Annotated in this window: 20 protein-coding genes; 12 read left to right on the top strand and 8 right to left on the bottom strand. The window is 70.6% G+C overall.

The genetic code is table 11. From position 1 onward, the window contains the following. Nucleotides 1-96: 96 nt before the first annotated feature. From ACIBKX_RS19415 to ACIBKX_RS19390, 6 genes are all read left to right on the top strand, one after another. On the top strand, nucleotides 97-1,503 hold the full coding sequence (locus ACIBKX_RS19415; RefSeq protein ID WP_363271508.1) for a family 2B encapsulin nanocompartment shell protein: 1,407 nt from the start codon (nucleotides 97-99) through the stop codon (nucleotides 1,501-1,503). 96 nt (nucleotides 1,504-1,599) lie between these two features. Continuing rightward, nucleotides 1,600-2,691, top strand: a complete 1,092-nt coding sequence (locus ACIBKX_RS19410) for a family 2 encapsulin nanocompartment cargo protein polyprenyl transferase (protein WP_399375838.1) — start codon at nucleotides 1,600-1,602, stop codon at nucleotides 2,689-2,691. Nucleotides 2,692-2,969: 278 nt separating this feature from the next. Beyond that, nucleotides 2,970-3,596 carry a GNAT family N-acetyltransferase gene (locus ACIBKX_RS19405; protein WP_363271507.1) on the top strand — a complete coding sequence of 209 codons (627 nt, stop codon included), beginning with the start codon at nucleotides 2,970-2,972 and terminating at the stop codon, nucleotides 3,594-3,596. A gap of 52 nt (nucleotides 3,597-3,648) precedes the next feature. Continuing rightward, nucleotides 3,649-4,491, top strand: coding sequence for a GAF and ANTAR domain-containing protein (locus ACIBKX_RS19400; protein ID WP_363271506.1), 843 nt, complete (start codon nucleotides 3,649-3,651; stop codon nucleotides 4,489-4,491). 61 nt (nucleotides 4,492-4,552) lie between these two features. Then, nucleotides 4,553-4,786 carry a hypothetical protein gene (locus ACIBKX_RS19395; RefSeq protein ID WP_363271505.1) on the top strand — a complete coding sequence of 78 codons (234 nt, stop codon included), beginning with the start codon at nucleotides 4,553-4,555 and terminating at the stop codon, nucleotides 4,784-4,786. Between the two features lie 58 nt (nucleotides 4,787-4,844). Continuing rightward, on the top strand, nucleotides 4,845-5,816 hold the full coding sequence (locus ACIBKX_RS19390) for a hypothetical protein (protein ID WP_363271504.1): 972 nt from the start codon (nucleotides 4,845-4,847) through the stop codon (nucleotides 5,814-5,816). A gap of 15 nt (nucleotides 5,817-5,831) precedes the next feature. On the opposite strand, the gene ACIBKX_RS19385 is transcribed toward ACIBKX_RS19390, so the two are convergent. After that, nucleotides 5,832-6,302 (bottom strand): pyridoxamine 5'-phosphate oxidase family protein, encoded by a 471-nt coding sequence (locus ACIBKX_RS19385; protein WP_363271503.1) that lies wholly within the window; start codon nucleotides 6,300-6,302, stop codon nucleotides 5,832-5,834. A 97-nt stretch (nucleotides 6,303-6,399) separates the two neighbouring features. Between ACIBKX_RS19385 and ACIBKX_RS19380 the strand changes: the two genes are divergently transcribed. Together ACIBKX_RS19380 and ACIBKX_RS19375 are read left to right on the top strand one after the other, a co-directional pair. Then, a complete protein-coding gene (locus ACIBKX_RS19380) occupies nucleotides 6,400-7,296 on the top strand; it encodes a sigma-70 family RNA polymerase sigma factor (RefSeq protein WP_363271502.1) in 897 nt (298 codons plus the stop codon). Nucleotides 7,297-7,397: 101 nt separating this feature from the next. Beyond that, on the top strand, nucleotides 7,398-8,381 hold the full coding sequence (locus ACIBKX_RS19375; RefSeq protein ID WP_363271501.1) for an NADP-dependent oxidoreductase: 984 nt from the start codon (nucleotides 7,398-7,400) through the stop codon (nucleotides 8,379-8,381). 35 nt (nucleotides 8,382-8,416) lie between these two features. Here the strand turns inward: ACIBKX_RS19375 and ACIBKX_RS19370 are convergent, their stop codons facing one another. Continuing rightward, nucleotides 8,417-9,421 carry an alpha/beta fold hydrolase gene (locus tag ACIBKX_RS19370; protein WP_363271500.1) on the bottom strand — a complete coding sequence of 335 codons (1,005 nt, stop codon included), beginning with the start codon at nucleotides 9,419-9,421 and terminating at the stop codon, nucleotides 8,417-8,419. Between the two features lie 279 nt (nucleotides 9,422-9,700). Here ACIBKX_RS19370 and ACIBKX_RS19365 point away from each other — a divergent pair, with 279 nt between their 5' ends. Both ACIBKX_RS19365 and ACIBKX_RS19360 read left to right on the top strand, forming a co-directional pair. After that, nucleotides 9,701-10,966 carry a helix-turn-helix domain-containing protein gene (locus ACIBKX_RS19365; protein WP_363271499.1) on the top strand — a complete coding sequence of 422 codons (1,266 nt, stop codon included), beginning with the start codon at nucleotides 9,701-9,703 and terminating at the stop codon, nucleotides 10,964-10,966. 5 nt (nucleotides 10,967-10,971) lie between these two features. After that, nucleotides 10,972-11,262, top strand: a complete 291-nt coding sequence (locus ACIBKX_RS19360) for a hypothetical protein (protein ID WP_363271498.1) — start codon at nucleotides 10,972-10,974, stop codon at nucleotides 11,260-11,262. Nucleotides 11,263-11,339: 77 nt separating this feature from the next. Here the strand turns inward: ACIBKX_RS19360 and sodN are convergent, their stop codons facing one another. Further along, nucleotides 11,340-11,735 (bottom strand): superoxide dismutase, Ni, encoded by a 396-nt coding sequence (gene sodN, locus ACIBKX_RS19355; protein WP_363271497.1) that lies wholly within the window; start codon nucleotides 11,733-11,735, stop codon nucleotides 11,340-11,342. Nucleotides 11,736-11,879: 144 nt separating this feature from the next. Here sodN and sodX point away from each other — a divergent pair, with 144 nt between their 5' ends. Continuing rightward, nucleotides 11,880-12,320: a nickel-type superoxide dismutase maturation protease gene (gene sodX / locus ACIBKX_RS19350; RefSeq protein WP_363271496.1), complete on the top strand. Its 441-nt coding sequence runs from the start codon at nucleotides 11,880-11,882 to the stop codon at nucleotides 12,318-12,320. Here sodX and ACIBKX_RS19345 read toward each other — a convergent pair. Continuing rightward, the gene (locus ACIBKX_RS19345; protein WP_363271495.1) at nucleotides 12,224-12,853 is read right to left on the bottom strand and encodes a CGNR zinc finger domain-containing protein; all 630 of its coding nucleotides are present in this window, start codon (nucleotides 12,851-12,853) and stop codon (nucleotides 12,224-12,226) included. The two genes, sodX and ACIBKX_RS19345, sit on opposite strands and share 97 nt — an antisense overlap. Nucleotides 12,854-12,982: 129 nt before the next feature. On the opposite strand from ACIBKX_RS19345, the gene ACIBKX_RS19340 reads away from it, so the two are divergent. After that, on the top strand, nucleotides 12,983-13,744 hold the full coding sequence (locus ACIBKX_RS19340) for a class I SAM-dependent methyltransferase (protein ID WP_363271494.1): 762 nt from the start codon (nucleotides 12,983-12,985) through the stop codon (nucleotides 13,742-13,744). 89 nt (nucleotides 13,745-13,833) lie between these two features. Here the strand turns inward: ACIBKX_RS19340 and ACIBKX_RS19335 are convergent, their stop codons facing one another. The 4 genes from ACIBKX_RS19335 to ACIBKX_RS19320 form a co-directional block, all read right to left on the bottom strand. After that, nucleotides 13,834-14,592, bottom strand: a complete 759-nt coding sequence (locus ACIBKX_RS19335; RefSeq protein WP_363271493.1) for an AfsR/SARP family transcriptional regulator — start codon at nucleotides 14,590-14,592, stop codon at nucleotides 13,834-13,836. A 196-nt stretch (nucleotides 14,593-14,788) separates the two neighbouring features. Next, the gene (locus tag ACIBKX_RS19330; RefSeq protein ID WP_363271492.1) at nucleotides 14,789-15,457 is read right to left on the bottom strand and encodes a hypothetical protein; all 669 of its coding nucleotides are present in this window, start codon (nucleotides 15,455-15,457) and stop codon (nucleotides 14,789-14,791) included. A gap of 163 nt (nucleotides 15,458-15,620) precedes the next feature. Beyond that, nucleotides 15,621-16,385, bottom strand: coding sequence for an amino acid ABC transporter ATP-binding protein (locus ACIBKX_RS19325; RefSeq protein ID WP_363271491.1), 765 nt, complete (start codon nucleotides 16,383-16,385; stop codon nucleotides 15,621-15,623). After that, nucleotides 16,382-17,356: an amino acid ABC transporter permease gene (locus ACIBKX_RS19320; protein ID WP_363271490.1), complete on the bottom strand. Its 975-nt coding sequence runs from the start codon at nucleotides 17,354-17,356 to the stop codon at nucleotides 16,382-16,384. Before ACIBKX_RS19320 ends, ACIBKX_RS19325 begins: the two co-directional genes overlap by 4 nt. Nucleotides 17,357-17,358 lie beyond the last annotated feature (2 nt).

The raw sequence follows: 17,358 nt of genomic DNA, 5'->3' as shown, positions 1-17,358 counted from the left end.
TGATCCATTCCCGCTCGTTTGTGTAATGGCGCGCGCACTGATCGTGCTGGAAGTGTGGTCGGCGCAGATCAGCGCTTGATCGGGAGGGTATTGCCAATGTCGGTAGGCGAAGAGATCCGTACGGAACAGACCAAGCCGCAGCAGAGTCTTGGTACTTCGGCCGCACGGAATCTGGCCACCACCACCAAGTCCGCGCCGCAGATGCAGGAGATCAGCTCCCGATGGCTGCTCCGGACGCTGCCATGGGTGCAGGTGCAGGGCGGTACGTATCGGGTGAACCGGAGGCTGAGTTACGCGGTCGGCGACGGCCGGGTGACGTTCGTGAAGACCGGGGACCGGGTGCAGGTCATCCCCGCGGAGCTCGGCGAACTGCCGGTCCTGCGGGACTACGAGGACCTGGACGTGCTCGGCGAGCTCGCCCAGCGCTGCCAGCAGCGGGAGTTCGCCGCCGGTGAGGTCATCGCCTCCTTCGGCAGCCAGGCCGACGAGGTCTTCCTCCTCGCGCACGGCAAGGTGGAGAAGATCGGCACGGGTCCCTACGGGGACGACGCGGTGCTCGGCTCGCTCGCCGACGGCGCCTATTTCGGGGACCAGGCGCTGCTCGACCCGGAGTCCATCTGGGAGCACACGATCCGCGCGGTGACCGCGTGCACCGTGCTCACGCTGCCCCGCCAGGACCTCGACCAGGTCGCCGAGCGTGCGGACAGCCTCCGCGACCACCTGCAGCGGCTGCGGTCCGTCCCGGCCCAGCGGACCAACAAGTTCGGCGAGGCGGAGATCGACCTCTCCGCGGGCCATGTCGGCGAGGCCGTGCTGCCCGGCACGTACGTCGACTACGAGGCGGCGCCCCGTGAGTACGAGCTGAGCGTCGCCCAGACCGTGCTGCGCGTCCACTCACGCGTGGCCGACCTCTACAACCAGCCGATGAACCAGACCGAGCAGCAGTTGCGGCTCACGGTCGAGGCGCTCAAGGAGCGCCAGGAGCACGAGCTGATCAACAACCGCGAGTTCGGCCTGCTCCACAACTGCGAGTACGAGCAGCGGCTGCAGCCGCACGACGGCGTGCCGAGCCCGGACGACATGGACGAACTGCTCAGCCGCAGGCGGGGATCGAAGCTCTTCCTCGCCCACCCGCGCGCGATCTCCGCGTTCGGCCGCGAGCTGAACAAGCGGGGACTCGTCCCGGAGACCATCGACATGGGGGGCAACCGCATCCCGACCTGGCGCGGGGTGCCGATCTTCCCGTGCAACAAGATCCCGGTCTCCGAGGCCCGCACCACCTCGATCATCTGTATGCGTACGGGCGAGGAGGAGCAGGGCGTCATCGGGCTGCACCAGGCGGGCATCCCGGACGAGATCGAGCCGAGCCTCTCGGTGCGCTTCATGGGCATCAGCGAGCAGGCGATCATCTCGTACCTGGTCTCGACCTACTACTCGGCGGCGGTCCTCGTGCCGGACGCGCTCGGCGTACTGGAGAACGTCGAGATCGGCCGCTGGTCGTGAGTCCGTGTCTGTGGGGGCGCCGCGGGGTACAACCCACTCCGTACGCGCCCACAGGCCAGGAAAAGCCACCGTCCGCCTCCTCCCCGGGGTGAGTCCATGACGGACACGACGACGGAAATGACGGAGATGGCGCAGGGCACTGCCGAAGGGCACGGCGGCCTCGACGACCACGAAGGGCAGGAGGCGGCGGAGATCCTGGCGGCGGCGCGGGTGTGCGTCGACCCGGAGCTGCGCCGGGCGATCGACTCGCTGCCCGGGTCCATGCGCCGCGTCGCGCTCTACCACTTCGGCTGGGAGCACGCGGACGGCACACCGGCGGCGGGGCACGCGGGCAAGGCGATCAGGCCCGCGCTCGTGCTCACCGCGGTGCGGGCGCTCGGCGGTGACCCGGCGACGGCCGTCCGGGCGGCGGCGGCCGTGGAGTTGACCCACAACTTCACGCTGCTGCACGACGACGTCATGGACCGCGACACCACCCGCAGGCACCGCCCCACCGCCTGGACCGTGTTCGGCGACGCCGACGCGATCCTGGCCGGCGATGCGATGCAGGCGCTGGCGCAGCAGCTGCTCGCCGAGGACCCGCACCCCGGTGCCTCGGCGGCGGCCACCCGGCTCGCCTCCTGCGTGGTGGAGCTCTGCGCGGGCCAGCACGCGGACTGCGCGCTGGAGCGCCGGGGCCCCGACGAGGTCACGCTCGACGAGTGCCTCGCCATGGCGGAGGCCAAGACGGGGGCGCTGCTCGGGTGCGCCTGTGCGCTGGGCGCGGTGTACTCGGGTGCGGGACGCGGCGCGGCGGACGCGCTGGACGGGTTCGGCCGCGAGGCGGGACTAGCCTTCCAGCTGATCGACGACGTGATCGGCATCTGGGGCGACCCGGCCCGCACCGGCAAGCCGGCAGGCGCGGACCTCGCCGCCCGCAAGAAGTCCCTGCCGGTGGTCGCCGCGCTGGCCTCCGGCACCCCGGCCGCCGCCGAACTGGCGGAGCTGTACGGCCAGAAGCCCGCCGAGGGCAATCTGGACCGGATGGCCCGCGCGGTCGAGGAGGCGGGCGGCAGGGACTGGGCGCTGCTGCACGCGGCGGACCGGATGTCCCGCGCGATCAACCAACTGGCGGGCGCGGTACCGGTACCGGAGGCGGCGGGCGGCCTCCTCGCCCTCGCGGAGTTCGTGACGCGGCGTACGCACTGAAGGTCGTACGCAAGGACGTACGCACTCAACGGCGTACGCACTCGACGGCGCACACGCCGAACGACGTACACGACGTACACCCGGAACCGAAGGAGAGCGCTCCGGGGAATTCATGTCGCAGCCGGGCCCCGCACTCCGCCGAATTCCGGTCAGGGTGCGGGGCCCGGCCGTATGGCGGTGCACGATCACTTAGGCTGCAACCCGAGGCGCCTGAAACGCAGTTCAGCTCGGCGGGGGCAAGGGCGGTCTAGGGGCAGTCGAGGGTTTGAGGGGCGGCAGTGGGAGTAGCGATCCGGAGAGCCGGGGAGAGCGACAGGCCGGAAGTGGTCGCGCTGCTCGACGCGGCGTTCCAGGACGATCCGGTGAGCGGCTGGGTCTTTCCCGGTGAGGAATACCGGCGGGAGCGGCACGGCGGCCTGATGTCCGCCTTTCTCGACATGGCGCTCGGCGAGGGATACGTCGACATCACGGAGGACGGCGCGGCCGTCGCCCTGTGGTGGTCCGTTCCGGCAGGCGCCCAGGAGGCGGACGAGGACGGGCCCGCGCAGCTCCGTGAGGCCGTCGACGCGGGGAACGAGCGGATCGAGGTGATCGGCCGCCTGACGAGTGAGGCACACCCGTCGGACCGCGCCCACCAGTACCTCCACATGATCGGCGTGCACCCCGAGCGGCAGGGTGAAGGGCTCGGCTCCACGCTGATGGACGGCGTACTCGACCGTTGTGACCGGGAGGGGCTGCACGCCTATCTGGAGGCGAGCAGCAGCCGCAGCCTCGCGCTGTACACACGGCTGGGATTCGCCTTTACGGGACATGCCATCGAGTTGCCGGACGGCCCTCGGCTGTGGCCCATGTGGCGGGAGCCGCGGCCGTTTGATTCCGCCCTTGACGTCCGTCCCCTTACATAAAGTTGATGCGATACTGCTGTGTTGCCCGCAGGCGACGAAGGGTGTGAACCTTATGTCCTGCGAACTGCTGCACGGGATGCTCGCCGACGCGATCCGCGAGGCGTCGCACGAAGCGTCCCACGAGACGTCGGGCAACGCGTCCCGTGAGCGACTCCTGGCGGAGGCCTTCGTGGAAATGGCCGAGTACCTGACCGATGAATTCGACGCCGCCGAATTCCTGCGGAATCTCGCCTTGCGCTGTGTGGAGTTGCTCGGCGTGGCGGCGGCGGGCGTGATGCTGGGCACGCCCGAGGGCGAGTTGCGGCTCGGCGCCGCGTCCAACGGGCACCCCTGGGTGCTCGATCTGTTCACGATGCAGCGGGACCAGGGCCCGAGCCTGGACTGCTACCGCTCCGGCGAGGCGCACACCAACATCGCCCTCGGCGGTCGGCAGGCGCACGCCATCTGGCCGGATTTCGCCGTCGGTTCACGGGCGGCCGGGTTCGCCATGGCGCAGGTCCTTCCGCTGCGGCTGCGGGGCGAGACCCTCGGCGTACTGAACCTGTTCCAGGCCAAGGCGGACGTGCTGGGCCCCGACGAGATCGCGCTGGCACAGGCGCTCGCGGACGTCGCCGCCATCGCGATCGTGCAGCGGCGCTCCCTGGAGCGGACCGAGGCCGAGCGCGACCAGCTGCAGGCGGCGCTCAACAGCCGGATCAGCATCGAACAGGCGAAGGGCGTGCTCGCCGAGCGCTGGCAGTGCACGGTCGACGAGGCGTTCACGGCGCTGCGGCGGCATGCGCGGGCGAACCAGCTGCGGCTCGCGGAATTCGCGCGGCAGGTGGTGGCGGGGGAGGTCGACACGGCGCAGATCCGCCGGCCCCGGGAGGCAGCGGGCCGCGAGAGCGGGACCTGACGGCGAGAGGCGGCGGGCGCCTGGGCTGTCCCCTTCGCGGTGCCCGCCATATCCTGGCCGTATGGGCAGCGATGGGAGCCGGTCCGGCCCCCGCCCGCAGGACGAGCCGGTGTGCAAGGTCTGCGGACGGCCTGTCGGTACGGCCATCAAACGGCGCAAGGTGCTCGGGGTGTGGGTCCCTGTCTGGGGACCGGGCCCCTGCCACAACCCGCGATGCGAGGCGTGCGTCGACGAACCCATGGAGCGGCCGGTCGCCGAGACCGAGGCCGAGCCCGCACCGCCCGACGATGCCTGAGGCGACCACGGATCTCCGCCCTGCCCCGCGGCGGAGGTAGGGTCCGACGGTTCGATCGGTGAAGGCTCCCGGGGAGGGGACGGAACGGATGGGGTTGCGGGGCGTTGCCCGTTGGGCCGGTGCGGGGCTGCTGGTGGCGGGGCTCGCGGGATGCGGGACCGGCGGAACGGGGGACGGGGCGGCGGCGGACTCCGGTGTGCCGACGGTGCGTACCGAAGAAGATCTTCCCGAACTGCCCCTGGACCGCTATGAGTTCAGCACGAAGGACGCCCGGCGTCACACGAAGGCGCAGGCCCTTCTCGCGCAGCAGTGCATGAAGAAGCTCGGCTACGACGACTTCCCGCTCTACCCGCAGCGGGTGAAGGACACGCTGTCGGTGACGATGGTCGCCGTGGCCATGTCCTCGTACCCGTACGGACCGCTCGACCTCGATGCGGCCCGCGACTGGGGATACGGCTACGACCCGCGGAAGAAGACCGGTGCGCAGCGCCCCGAGGGCCGCTTGATCACGCAGGAGGAGAACGAGGCGCTGTACGGAGCGCGCCGTGGGGCCGACGGGGGCGGCGGCTGCTCGGGCGCCGGGACCGAGCGGCTCGTCGAGGGCGTGTCGGACAAGACGCGCATGTGGACGTACACCGCCCGGCGGACGCAGCACCTGGACAAGGCGGCGGTCAAGGACGCGCGTGTGCGCGAGGCCCTCGGGACGTGGTCGCGGTGCATGGCGGACAAGGGCGTCAAGCGCTACAAGGACCCCAAGGCCGCCTTCGGCGACAAGGCGTGGGGCCGCTCGGGCCGCTCGGGCCGCCAGGACGGCAACACCACGCGTACACGCCGGGAGTTGGCCACGGCGGTCGCCGACGTCGAGTGCAAGCGGGAGCACAACACCGCCGGAGTGTGGTGGGCCGTGCGGCAGGAGAAGCAGCGCGCCGACGTCGCCCGTCACAAGGACGCGTACGACGCTGTCCGCGCCGACCAGGACCGGGTGCGGGCCCATGTGCGGCGGGCGCTGGGGGAGGAGCGCGGACAGTAGCGGACGCGGGGCCGCTCAGTCCCGTACGATCCACCGTCCGCCCACCATCAGGTCCCGCCCCGCGAGTTCGTCCGCCTCGCGCCAGGCCTGCAGCCGCTGGGGCGTGATCCGGAAGTAGGCGTACGCGGTGCTGAGCCGCCGCGGGTCGAAGCCGGTCTTCGCGGCGAAGGCGTCACCCGCCGCGGCGGTCAACTCGCCCTTGCCCAGGGCGCGTACGGCCCCGTCGATGAGGACCAGGTCACGGGTCGGACCGACCCCGACCCGCGCCGTCCCGGTCGCCCACAGATTGCGGGCGGTGGCGCTCGCCGCCGGAGTGGCCACGAGGAGCGCCTCGCCGTCCCAGAGGAACGACAGCGGGATCAGACAGGGGGCGCCGCTCGCCTCGTCGGCGGTGGCCACCCAGGCGTCGATGTCGTGGTCGAGCCGGTGCAGCGCGTCCCTCTTGCGCTGCCCGGCAGCCCTCGGCGGTGCGGTACCGGCGCTCATTAGTGTTCTCCTTCGAGTCGGGCGCGGGCCGCTGGGTCACGCCCGTTGGGGTTCGTCCGTCATCTCTATGACGGATCGAGACGAGGGAATGTGACGGATGGACCAGAACGAAGCCCTGGCGGCCCGCTTCGAGGAGCACCGGCCGCATCTGAAGGCCGTCGCCTACCGGATGCTCGGCTCGCTCAGCGAGTCCGAAGACGCCGTCCAGGAGTCCTGGATCCGGCTCAGCCGCTCGGACAGCGACGCCGTCCGCAACCTCGGGGGCTGGCTGACGACCGTCGTCGGCCGGATCTGCCTCGACATGCTGCGCACGCGCCAGTCGCGGCGTGAGGAGTCCCTCTCGGTCACCCAGGACACCCATGTGCCGGACCCGGTGGTGAGCCGGGGCGAGGTCGTCGACCCCGAGCAGGAGGTGCTGCTCGCCGACTCGGTGGGCCTCGCCCTGCTCGTCGTACTGGAGACGCTCGCACCGGCCGAGCGGCTCGCCTTCGTGCTGCACGACATGTTCGCCGTGCCCTTCGACGAGATCGCCCCCGTCGTCGAGCGCTCCACCGCCGCGACCCGCCAGCTGGCCAGCCGGGCCCGGCGCCGGGTGCAGGACTCGGCGCCCACGCCCGACAACGATCCGGTCCGGCAGCGAGAGGTCGTCGGCGCGTTCTTCGCGGCGGCGCGCGGCGGCGACTTCGACGCGCTGCTCGAACTGCTCGACCCGGACGTGGTGTTGCGCGCCGACACCGGCGAACTGGCCTCCGGCCTCTCGAAGTTGGTGCGGGGCGCGACGGTGGTCGCCGGTCAGGCGAGGATGTTCTCGAAGGGTGCCCCGCCGGTCGCGCTCGTGCTCGTCAACGGCAGGCTCGGCGCGGTCGGTGTGCCGGACGGGCAGATCGTCTCGGTCATGGAGTTCACCGTCACGAACGGGAAGATCGTCGAGCTCAACATCATCGCCGACACCGAGCGGCTGCGCGCCCTCGATCTGCCGACGGTCACCGCCTGACGCGGTTGTGCCGCGGAGCGCTTCTCCGTTTACTGAACGGAGCGGTGCTCCGCATCGGTGCCGGAGCGCCGCCGACCGGGTGTCGACTTCAGGGGGCAGCCATGGGGACAGAGACGATGCGGGCCGTCCGTGTGCACGAGCACGGCGGTCCTGAGCGCTTGGTGTACGAAGAGGTGCCGCGCCCCTCCGCGGGGGCGGGCGAGGTCCTGGTCCGTGTGCACGCGGCGGGCGTCAATCCGGCGGACTGGTACGCGCGCGGCGGCTTCACGAACATCGCGCGGGAGCTGCGCCCGGTGTGGCCGCTGCCGTTCACGCCGGGCTACGACGTCTCGGGGGTGGTCGTGGCCGTGGGGGCCGGGGTCGCCCAATGGGCGCCGGGCGACGAGGTGTTCGGCCTGGTCGCCTTCCCCGGCACGGGGTCGGCGTACGCCGAGTACGTCAGCGCGCCCGCCGGGGACCTGGCCCGCAAGCCGGCCTCGCTCGACCATGTGGCGGCCGCCGCCGCGCCGCTGGCGGGGCTCACCGCGTACCAGTTCCTCTTCGAGCACATCCCTTCGGCGTACGGCGATCTGGTGCGCGGCTCCACCGTCCTGGTCAACGGCGCGGCGGGCGGCGTGGGCCACTTCGCGGTGCAACTGGCCAGGGTCGCGGGCGCGGTGCGGGTGACCGGCGTGGCGTCGGGCCGTCACGAGGCGTTCCTCAAGGACCTCGGCGTCGACTCCTTCGTCGACTACACGAAGACGCCCGTCGAGGACGTCGTACGCGAAGTGGATCTGCTCGTCGACGCGGTCGGGGGCCCGGACGGCCACCGTCTGCTGCCGGTGCTGCGGCGCGGCGGGCACATCGCCCCGGTCTTCCTGGGCGAGTACGACCCCGAGCGCGCGGCGTCCCTCGGTATCACGGTGCAGGGGTGGCAGGTGCGGTCGTCCGGGCCCCAACTGGCCGAGCTGGGGGGCCTCCTGGAGTCGGGGCGGGTCAGGGTGGGGGTGGACAGCGTGTTCCCGCTGAGCGCGGCTTCGGAGGCGCACGTTCGGGCCGAACGCGGCCATATCCAGGGGAAGATCGTGCTGCGGGTCGTGGAATGACGCAGCGTCAGCAGGAGGGCCTCAGCGGATGAGCATCAGCAGGTGAGCTTCTGCGCGCGGGCCGGGTCGAGGGCGTTCAGGACGAACTGCGTCGCGGTCTTCTGGTAGCTGAGGCCCAGGTGTTCGGTCAGCTCCAGGGGGCAGTGGTCCTGGAGCTTGCTCTGGGTGACGTTGTCGGCCTCGGCCAGATACGACGAGGTGTACGGGGTGACCACCCAGTCCGTCCTGGTCGCGAGGACCGAGTAGGTGACGGCCGGATCGGTCTGGCCGCCCTCGTTGAGCGCGGTGATGAAGTCAGAGCCCTTCGTCTGCTGCATACAGGCGGGGCAGGCCTCGCCGGTCGTCTCCTCGGAGCCGGGTATCGCCTTGGCGAGGGTGGCGATGCCGGAGAGCGTGGTGCCGTGGTTGTTGGGCGCCAGGGCGACCAGCTTGTCGACCTTGGCGGCGCCGCCGAGGTGCTTGATGTAGTGGCGCGGCATCATGCCGCCCTGGGAGTGGCCGACCAGATCCACCTCGGCGGCGCCGGACCGCTCCCGTACCCGGTCCACGAACGCGGAGAGCTCGGCCGCCGACTCGGCGATGTCGCCGGTGCCCTGGAGGAGTTCGCCCTCCTTGCCGCCGTAGTTGAGGGCGTAGACGCAGTAGCCCGCGTCCTTGAGCCTCGGGGCGAGGCCCGCCCAGTTCATGTAGCGGTTCTCGAAGGTGCCGTGCACCAGGACGACCGGGCGCGGGTGCGCGGCGCTGGGGGTGCAGTCCCAGTCGTTGGCGCCGGTGGGCACGGCCGCCGGGTGGGCGAGGGCGTAGGCGGTGGCGTCGGCGAAGGTCCGCTGCGGGGGGCCGGTCCGCTCGGCGGTGTCCTGTCCGCCGGACGGGGTCGCCGTGGCGTGGTTCGACACGACGCCGAACGCGCCGAGGCTGACGGCGGCGGTGACGCCGGCCGCGAGGGCGGCGAGGCGGGCGCGCTTCGGGCGTGACCTGTGGCGGGGGGACGTGGGGCGCGTGGGGGACTCGGGGGCGCTGGAGTTGCGGCTGCGGGACATGCGGCTCTCACCCTTCACTTCCGTACGGGTCGGGCTCGGGGTTACCGGCGCGTATCGCCGGGCGGCACACGCTGGTCCAGCCGCCGGGCCGCGCACCACGGGCACGGCCGCCGGGCGCCGAAACCGTGAACCCCCGTGACACTTCCGTGCCTTCGCCACTCACGCCCGTGAGCCCTCGGCACGGCCGCACGGCACAGGGGTGGACCGGGGCACCCGCACCCCCGCAGACTTACTGCTCGGTAACCGATCGGGCGGGGAGGCAGGACTGTGCGGAGCGCCATGGGGACGTTCTCCCGTACGCCGTGGCACGAGATCCCCGAGGCCTTCGCCGACGTACTGCGGCCCCGGATCGAGGAGATCGCCGCCCAGATGCTCACGGCGATCCGCCAGGACGTGCGCGCCTACCAGCGGCCGACCGGGTCCGCCGTGGGGCGCGACGTGACGGCGGCGGTGCACCGCGCCATGCACCAGTTCGTGGAGCTCGTCGACGACCCGGAGAGCCCGCAGGGCCACCACGAGCTGTTCTTTCAGCGCCTGGGCCGCCTGGAGTTCCTCAACGGCCGCGGCACGGACGGCATCCAGGCCGCCTACCGCACCGGCGCGCGCGTCGCCTGCCGGCACTACGTCCGGCTCGCGCAGGAGGCCGCGCTGCCGCCGGAGACGGGCCTCGCCGTCACCGAGGCCGTCCTCGTGCACACCGCCGCGATGTCCGATCTCGCGGTACGCGGTCACGCCGCCGCCCAGGCCCGCGCCACCGGACGGACCCAGCGCAGCCGCAGGGCGCTGGCCTCGCGGCTCCTGGAGCAGTCGGCGGGGCCGGGGGAGTCGGGGAGCCCGGGCAGCCCGGGGAGTGACTCGCTCGCCGCCCTGGCCGAACAGGCCCGCTGGCGGCTGCCGGAGACGGTGGCCTGTCTGGTGATGCGGCAGGCGGGCGGCGGCGGTCAGGTACTCGCCGCCGGTCTCGACGAGGACGTACTGATCCTGCCCAGGGGCGGCGAACTGCTGCTCGTCGTCCCGGATCCGGCGGACGGCGGCCGCCTCGACCGGCTGCGGGCGGCCGTGCGCGAGCACGCGGCGGCGATCGGCCCCACGGTCGCCCTCGGCGAGGCCTGGCTCTCCTCGCACTGCGCCCGGCTCGCCCTCAAGCACCGGCGCAGGCTCGACGCCCCCAGGGGCGAACTGCTCACGGCCGCCGACCATCTGCTCGACGTACACCTCCTGTCGGGCGCGCCCATCGGGCGGCTGATGGCGGACCGGGTCACCGACGCGCTGCGGCAGCTGCCGCCGGGCAAGGCGGTGCGCCTCGCGGAGACCCTGGAGGCGCTCCTCATGTCCTGGGGCCGCACCGCGCCCGAGGTCGCCGACGCCCTCGGCATCCACCCGCAGACCGTGCGCGGCAGGCTCCGCCAGCTGGACGACCTGTTCGGCGCGCGGCTATCGGACGCCACGTTCCGCACCGGCGCGCTGCTTGCCCTGCGGACCCGCGCGCTGACGAGCACGGATGCGGGGCGGGGCGTGCGGCGGGATCCTGGAAGAGAGGAGTGAGTGCGATGAGGGTCATGCTGAGAGCGCGTCTTGACACCCAGATCGGGAACGAGGCGATCAAGAACGGTACTTTGCCGAAGCTCGTGCAGGAGATGACGGAGCGGATCAAGCCCGAGGCCGCGTACTTCGGCCCCAGCAACGGAGGCCGGTCCTGCACGTTCGTCTTCGACCTGAAGGACAGCTCGGACATGCCGGCGATCGCCGAGCCGCTCTTCGAGCTCGGCGCGGAGATCGAGATCCACCCGGTGATGAACGCCGATGACCTGCGCAAGGGTCTCGCGGCGCTCCAGGGGTGACGGAAATGCCGAAAGCACCCGGCTCCGCGCGGATGCCGGGTGCTTTCGTCCGTACCGGAAAGGTCGACCGGTGAGGGTCAGGCCTTCTTGGTCTCCCAGAAGATCTTGTCGATCTGGGCGATGTAGTCCAGCGCCTTCTGGCCCGTGGCCGGGTCAGCCGAGGCCTTCGCGGCCGAGAGGGCCTTGAGGGTGTCGTTGACCAGCTGGTGCAGCTCCGGGTACTTCTCGAAGTGCGGGGGCTTGAAGTAGTCGCTCCAGAGCACCGAGACGTGGTGCTTGGCGAGCTCGGCGCGCTGCTCCTTGATGAGCACGGCGCGCGTCTGGAACTGCGCGTCGTCGTTGGCGGCCATCTTCTCCTGCGTGGCCTTGACCGACTCCGCCTCGATGCGGGCCTGGGCCGGGTCGTACACGCCGCAGGGCAGGTCGCAGTGGGCGCTGACCTTCACCTTGGGGGCAAACAGGCGGGAAAGCATGTAGCTGTCCTTCCTCGTGATCGTCTTCTCAGGTGGGACATTACTCCGTGAGAGACGGGTTTTCGCGAGTGCCCCCATGGGCTTAGGACAAAAGTCCAGGGCCAGACTGGGACTCGTGGAGGATAGGACCGGGGAGGTGCGGTGATGCCGGAGCTGTCGCAGGAGAGCGAACGGAGAAGGGCCATCCTGCCGTTGGGTGGAGCCGAGGTGACGGGGCCCTCGATGGTGCCCACGCTCTACCACGGGGACCGCCTGGTGGTGCAGTGGGGCGCGCGGGTCCGGGCGGGTGATGTCGTCGTGCTCCGCCATCCGTTCCAGCAGGACCTGTTGGTCGTCAAGCGGGCCGCCGAGCGGCGCGAGGGCGGCTGGTGGGTGCTCGGCGACAACGCGTACGCGGGAGGGGACAGCACGGACTACGGCACCGTCCCCGAGGAACTCGTCCTGGGGAAGGTGTGGTTCCGCTACCGCCCGCCCCAGTTCAGGTCGGGTCAGCGCTCCCCATTCGCGCTGCTGCGCTGGGCCGTGTCGGCGGCGCGGCCGGTGCTCTCCGACCGTTCCGTCTCCAGGCGCTTGCGGGCCCGGTAGGCGGCGACGTTGGCGCGGGTCGCGCAGCGGTCCGAGCAGTAGCGGCGGGAGCGGTTGGTCGAGGTGTCCAGATAGGCGTTGCGGCAGGGCGCCGCCTCGCACAGGCCGAGCCGGTCCACGCCGTGCTCGGTGAGGTGGAAGGCGAGGCCCATCGCGGCGATCGCGGCGTATCCGGCGGTCGCGTTGGACGGGTGGTCCGCGAGGTGCATGTGCCACAGCGGCCGCCCGTCGTCGTCCTGGTGGTCGTGCCCGGAGATCTGCGGGCTCACCGGGAACTCCAGGAGCAGCGAGTTCAGCAGGTCGACGGCGAGCGTCTCGTCGCCGCCGTCGGCCGCCTCGAAGACCGCGCGGAGCCTGGCCCGCACCGAGCGGAAGCGGGTGACGTCGGAGTCCGTGGCGCGGCGGGCCGCCTGCGACTGGCCCCCGAAGAGTTCGCGGACCGCCTCGACCGACGTCAGCGCGTCCTTGTTGCGACCCGGCTCCTCGCTGTTGACCAGGCGTACGGCGTAGTCCGAGTAATAGGCCAGTTCCACTTGTAGTCCTTACCGGGGCGGGCTATCTTCGTGAGTGCATTAGTAACGGCTGCGCGTAGTTAGAGGGTATTACGTGGGTCGTGTCGAGCGCGTATGGCGTACTGGTTATTGCGTACTGGAGGGCTTCTGATGACGGAAACCGCACCCGCGACCGACTGGCGTGCCTGGCAGGACAGCTGGGACCGGCAGCAGGAGTGGTACCTGCCCGACCGCGAGGAGCGGTTCCGGGTCATGCTCGACATGGTCGAGGCCACCGTCGGAGCCGAACCGCGCGTGCTCGACCTCGCGTGCGGTACGGGGAGTATTACGGACCGGCTCCTCAAGAGGTTCCCGAACGCCGTCAGTACCGGCGTCGACCTCGACCCCGCGCTGCTCGCCATCGCCGAGGGCACCTTCGCCGGGGACGACCGGGTCACCTTCGTCACCGCGGACCTCAAGGACCCCGAGTGGACGGCCCAGCTGCCCTATGACTCCTACGACGCGGTGCTGACCGCCACGGCCCTGCACTGGCTGCACAGCGAGCCGCTCACCACCCTGTACGGGCAGCTCGCGGGTGTCGTCCGCGACGGCGGCGTCTTCCTGAACGCCGACCACATGCCCGACCCGGCTACGCCCCGCCTGAACGCCGCGGACCGCGCCCAGCGGCACGCCCGGATGGACGCGGCCAAGGCCGCGGGCGCCCTGGACTGGAAGGAGTGGTGGGAGCTGGCCGCCAAGGACCCGGTCCTCGCCGAGCCCACCGCCAAGCGGTTCGAGATCTACGGCGAGCACGCCGACGGCGACACCCCGCCGCCGGAGTGGCACGCACGCACCCTGCGCGAGGCGGGCTTCGGCGAGGCCCGGACGGTGTGGGCCTCGCCGTCGGACGCGATGGTGCTGGGGCTCAAGTAGCCCCAGCCGGCCGCGCGGGTTTGAAGCGGCCTCAGGCGGCAGCGGGGGTTTGAAGCCGGCTCAGCCGGCCGCGCGGGTTTGAAGCCGCCTCAGCCGGCCGCTATCGCCGGGTCTCTGGAGAGCACGGCCTGGTGCAGCCGGCGAAGCTCGGCGGCCGGCGGCATGCCGAGCTCGGTGTCGAGCAGCGTGTGCAGCGCACGGTAGGCGTCCAGGGCCTCCTTCGTGCGGCCCGACCGGTGCAGGGCCAACATCAGCCTGCCCCAGCGGTGTTCACGGAAGGGCTGCTCCCGTACCAGCTCCCGGAACTCGCCGACGACCCGCGTGTGCGCCCCGTCGGCGAGCCGGGCGTCCATGCATTCGTCCTGCACGGTGAGCCGCAGCTCCTCCAGGCGGTCCGCCTCGGCCCGCAGCAGCCGGGTCGACTCCATGCTGGCGAACGCGTCGCCGCGCCACAGGTCGAGGGCCGCGGCGAACAGCTCCGCGGCCCGGTCGGGGCGGCCCTCGCGGGCGGCCGTCCTGGCCCGCTCGGTGAGCCGCTCGAACTCCGCCACGTCGAGTTCGTCCCCGCGCAGGTCGATGCTGTAGCCGCCGGGCCCCGAGCTGAGCCGTGCTCTGCCTGGGCCCGCGAGCAGGGTGCGGAGGCTGGACAGATACGAGTGCAGATTGGCCCGCGCGGACGGCGGCGGGGCGTCTCCCCAGAGCTCCTGGATGAGTTCGCGGGTGGGAACGGCGCGTTCGCGGCGCATCAACAGGACGGCGAGCAGCAACTGCGGTTTGCGGCGCCGGAATTCCGCCGGCCTGTCCGACTCGACCTCTATGCGAGCCGGACCCAGGTACAAGAACCTCACTTAAATGTCCCCCATGATCAGCGTTCGGTTCACGCTGAAGATGGGGGACAGGGCCGAACGGTTGCCCGAGCCGGACCTCATTACGCGTCAGTGACAGAACTTCCGCAGTCGGTGACGGAACTTCAGAAGTCGGTGACAGAGATCCACTTGTCAGGTCCTCGCCCGCATGACGGGTGAGGGGGGCCGAGCGGCGGGCCTACTTCTCCGACTTGCCGAACCCCGACACGCAGATCTTGTTGTGCCTGGCGAACGAGTCCGACTCGTTCTTCTTGTACACGGTGACGATCGCGTCGGCCCGCACGCAGACGCTCCGGTGCCCCTTGTACGGCTTGACGCCAAGACCGTCCGGCTTGAAGGTGACCGGCCGGCCGCTGTTGTTCTGCCAGTAGTGGTAGTTGTTGTTGCTGTACGAGGACGAGCGCTTCGCGACCCGGAACTTGCCGCACTTCTTCGTGGTCGAGAGGCCCACGGCGAAGGGGACGGTGGCCGAGACGGAGGTGGTCCGCTCGCACTTCGAGTCATAGAACCGCTGCGACAGCGACGCCTTGGTCACCTTCGCCGGCCTGCCGTTGCGGTGGCAGTTGGTGCGGGTGACGATGCCCATGCGCGGCTTCTTCAGGCGCACGGCATCGATCCACTTGTCCTTGCGGTTGGAGTGCGGAACCTTCCGCCACCAGCGGTACTCCATCTTGCCGGTGAGGTGGATGGTGACGCACCGCTTCAGGGCGCTGGAGTAGCCCGAGGTGGTGGAGTAGTAGTTCTTGCTCGTCCAGTGCTTGGTCACCGCCCCGGCATGGCTCATCGAGCCGAACTGGATGGCCAGCGCGAGTGGCAGGACCACCAGCACCTTCCGCATGTTTCTCATACGTAGTCCTCCGTGGGGGGAGATCCGTGGGGGGAAAACAGAGCGGCCCGGTCACCGCCGTAGCGATGATCGGGCCGTTCCGCATACACGGCGCCATACACCGGCCATACAAGGCCGGCGTGTCGGCGTCAGAGGACCTGGAGGAGCCGGAGGGGCCAGAGGCCTAGAGCACCTTGGAGAGGAACCCCTTGGTGCGCTCGTGCTGAGGGTTCGTCAGTACGTCCCTGGGGTGGCCGGACTCGACGACCACGCCGCCGTCCATGAAGACGAGGTTGTCGCCCACCTCCCGCGCGAAGCCCATCTCGTGCGTGACGACGATCATCGTCATGCCGGACTCCGCGAGGTCGCCCATCACGTCCAGGACCTCGCCGACCAGCTCAGGGTCGAGCGCCGACGTCGGCTCGTCGAAGAGCATCAGCTTCGGCTCCATGGCCAGGGCACGGGCGATCGCCACCCGCTGCTGCTGGCCGCCGGAGAGCTGCGACGGGTAGTTCTTCGCCTTGTCGCTGAGGCCCACCCGGTCCAGGAGCCGCTCGGCACGCTCCCGCGCGACCGCCTTGGTCTCCTTCTTGACCTGGATCGGCGCCTCCATGACGTTCTCCAGCGCCGTCATGTGCGGGAACAGGTTGAAGCGCTGGAAGACCATGCCGATGTCCCGGCGCTGCAGCGCGACCTCGCTGTCCTTGAGCTCGTAGAGCTTGTCGCCCTTCTGCCGGTAGCCGACCAGCTGGCCGTCGACGTAGAGCCGTCCGGCGTTGATCTGCTCCAGGTGGTTGATGCAGCGCAGGAAGGTCGACTTGCCGGAGCCGGACGGGCCGACGAGGCAGAACACCTCGCGGGGCGCGACCTCCAGGTCGATTCCCTTGAGCACGTCCACGTGACCGTAGGACTTGTGGACGCCCTCGGCCTTCACCATGGGGGTGGTCATGCTGCGCCTCCCTTCGGGCGGCCGAGAGACAGCATGTTCGCCTTCACCTTCTGCCAGGGGGTGTCCGGGAGCTGCCGCAACGACCCCCTCGCGTAACGTCGTTCGAGGTAGTACTGGCCGACGCTGAAGACGCTGGTCATCGCGAGGTACCAGACGGATGCGACGAAGAGCATCTCCATGACCGCGAAGGACGTCGAGCCGATCACCGTCGCCGCCCGCAGCAGATCCACATAGGTGACCACGGTGACGAGGGAGGACGTCTTCAGGAGGTTGATGAACTCGTTGCCCGTCGGCGGGATGATCACGCGCATCGCCTGCGGCAGCACGATCCTGCGGGTGGTCTTCGTGCTGGTCATGCCGAGCGCGTGGGCCGCCTCGGTCTGACCGTGGTCGACCGACTGGATGCCGGCCCGGACGATCTCCGCCATGTACGCGCCCTCGTTGAGGCCGAGGCCGAGGAGGGCGACCATGAACGGCGTCATGACGTCCGTCATCTCGTCCTTGTAGATGAACGGGATGTTGAAGACGGGGAAGATCAGCGCCAGGTTGAACCACAGCAGCAGCTGTACGTAGACCGGGGTGCCGCGGAAGAACCAGATGTACAGCCAGGCGACACCGCTCGTCACCGGGTTCTTCGACATCCGCATGACGGCGAAGAGAAGGCCGAGCACCAGGCCGATGATCATCGAGAGGACGCTGATCAGAAGGGTGCGTCCGGCGCCCTTCACGATGCGGTCGTCGAAGATCATGCTTCCGACGGTGTCCCACTTCACGTTGCCCTGGGAGAACGCGTAGATCAGCATGCCGAGGAGAGCTATGACCACGACGCCGCTGACCCAGCGGCCGTAGTGGCGGACCGGGATGGCCCGGATGGCCTCGGGCGGCGTGGTCGTCTTGGTGACAGACACGGAGGCCGGTTCCGCCTTCGGCGGGATGTCGTCGCTCGGCGTCTTGTCGAACTTGTCAGTCACAG

It is taken from the genome of Streptomyces sp. NPDC050658, from assembly GCF_044457025.1.
Classification (GTDB): domain Bacteria; phylum Actinomycetota; class Actinomycetes; order Streptomycetales; family Streptomycetaceae; genus Streptomyces.
The sequence above is the reverse complement of the archived record's forward strand: the minus strand, read 5'-3'. Positions and strand labels throughout refer to the sequence as shown.

What these genes read in the sequence shown, in the direction of transcription:
- ACIBKX_RS19415 (WP_363271508.1), top strand. Translation starts at nt 97, where the DNA reads ATGTCGGTAGGCGAAGAGATCCGTACGGAACAGACCAAGCCGCAGCAG.
- ACIBKX_RS19410 (WP_399375838.1), top strand. Translation starts at nt 1,600, where the DNA reads ATGACGGACACGACGACGGAAATGACGGAGATGGCGCAGGGCACTGCC.
- ACIBKX_RS19400 (WP_363271506.1), top strand. Translation starts at nt 3,649, where the DNA reads ATGTCCTGCGAACTGCTGCACGGGATGCTCGCCGACGCGATCCGCGAG.
- ACIBKX_RS19395 (WP_363271505.1), top strand. Translation starts at nt 4,553, where the DNA reads ATGGGCAGCGATGGGAGCCGGTCCGGCCCCCGCCCGCAGGACGAGCCG.
- ACIBKX_RS19385 (WP_363271503.1), bottom strand. Translation starts at nt 6,302, where the DNA reads ATGAGCGCCGGTACCGCACCGCCGAGGGCTGCCGGGCAGCGCAAGAGG.
- ACIBKX_RS19380 (WP_363271502.1), top strand. Translation starts at nt 6,400, where the DNA reads ATGGACCAGAACGAAGCCCTGGCGGCCCGCTTCGAGGAGCACCGGCCG.
- ACIBKX_RS19375 (WP_363271501.1), top strand. Translation starts at nt 7,398, where the DNA reads ATGGGGACAGAGACGATGCGGGCCGTCCGTGTGCACGAGCACGGCGGT.
- ACIBKX_RS19370 (WP_363271500.1), bottom strand. Translation starts at nt 9,421, where the DNA reads ATGTCCCGCAGCCGCAACTCCAGCGCCCCCGAGTCCCCCACGCGCCCC.
- ACIBKX_RS19365 (WP_363271499.1), top strand. Translation starts at nt 9,701, where the DNA reads ATGGGGACGTTCTCCCGTACGCCGTGGCACGAGATCCCCGAGGCCTTC.
- ACIBKX_RS19360 (WP_363271498.1), top strand. Translation starts at nt 10,972, where the DNA reads ATGAGGGTCATGCTGAGAGCGCGTCTTGACACCCAGATCGGGAACGAG.
- sodN (WP_363271497.1), bottom strand. Translation starts at nt 11,735, where the DNA reads ATGCTTTCCCGCCTGTTTGCCCCCAAGGTGAAGGTCAGCGCCCACTGC.
- sodX (WP_363271496.1), top strand. Translation starts at nt 11,880, where the DNA reads ATGCCGGAGCTGTCGCAGGAGAGCGAACGGAGAAGGGCCATCCTGCCG.
- ACIBKX_RS19340 (WP_363271494.1), top strand. Translation starts at nt 12,983, where the DNA reads ATGACGGAAACCGCACCCGCGACCGACTGGCGTGCCTGGCAGGACAGC.
- ACIBKX_RS19330 (WP_363271492.1), bottom strand. Translation starts at nt 15,457, where the DNA reads ATGAGAAACATGCGGAAGGTGCTGGTGGTCCTGCCACTCGCGCTGGCC.
- ACIBKX_RS19325 (WP_363271491.1), bottom strand. Translation starts at nt 16,385, where the DNA reads ATGACCACCCCCATGGTGAAGGCCGAGGGCGTCCACAAGTCCTACGGT.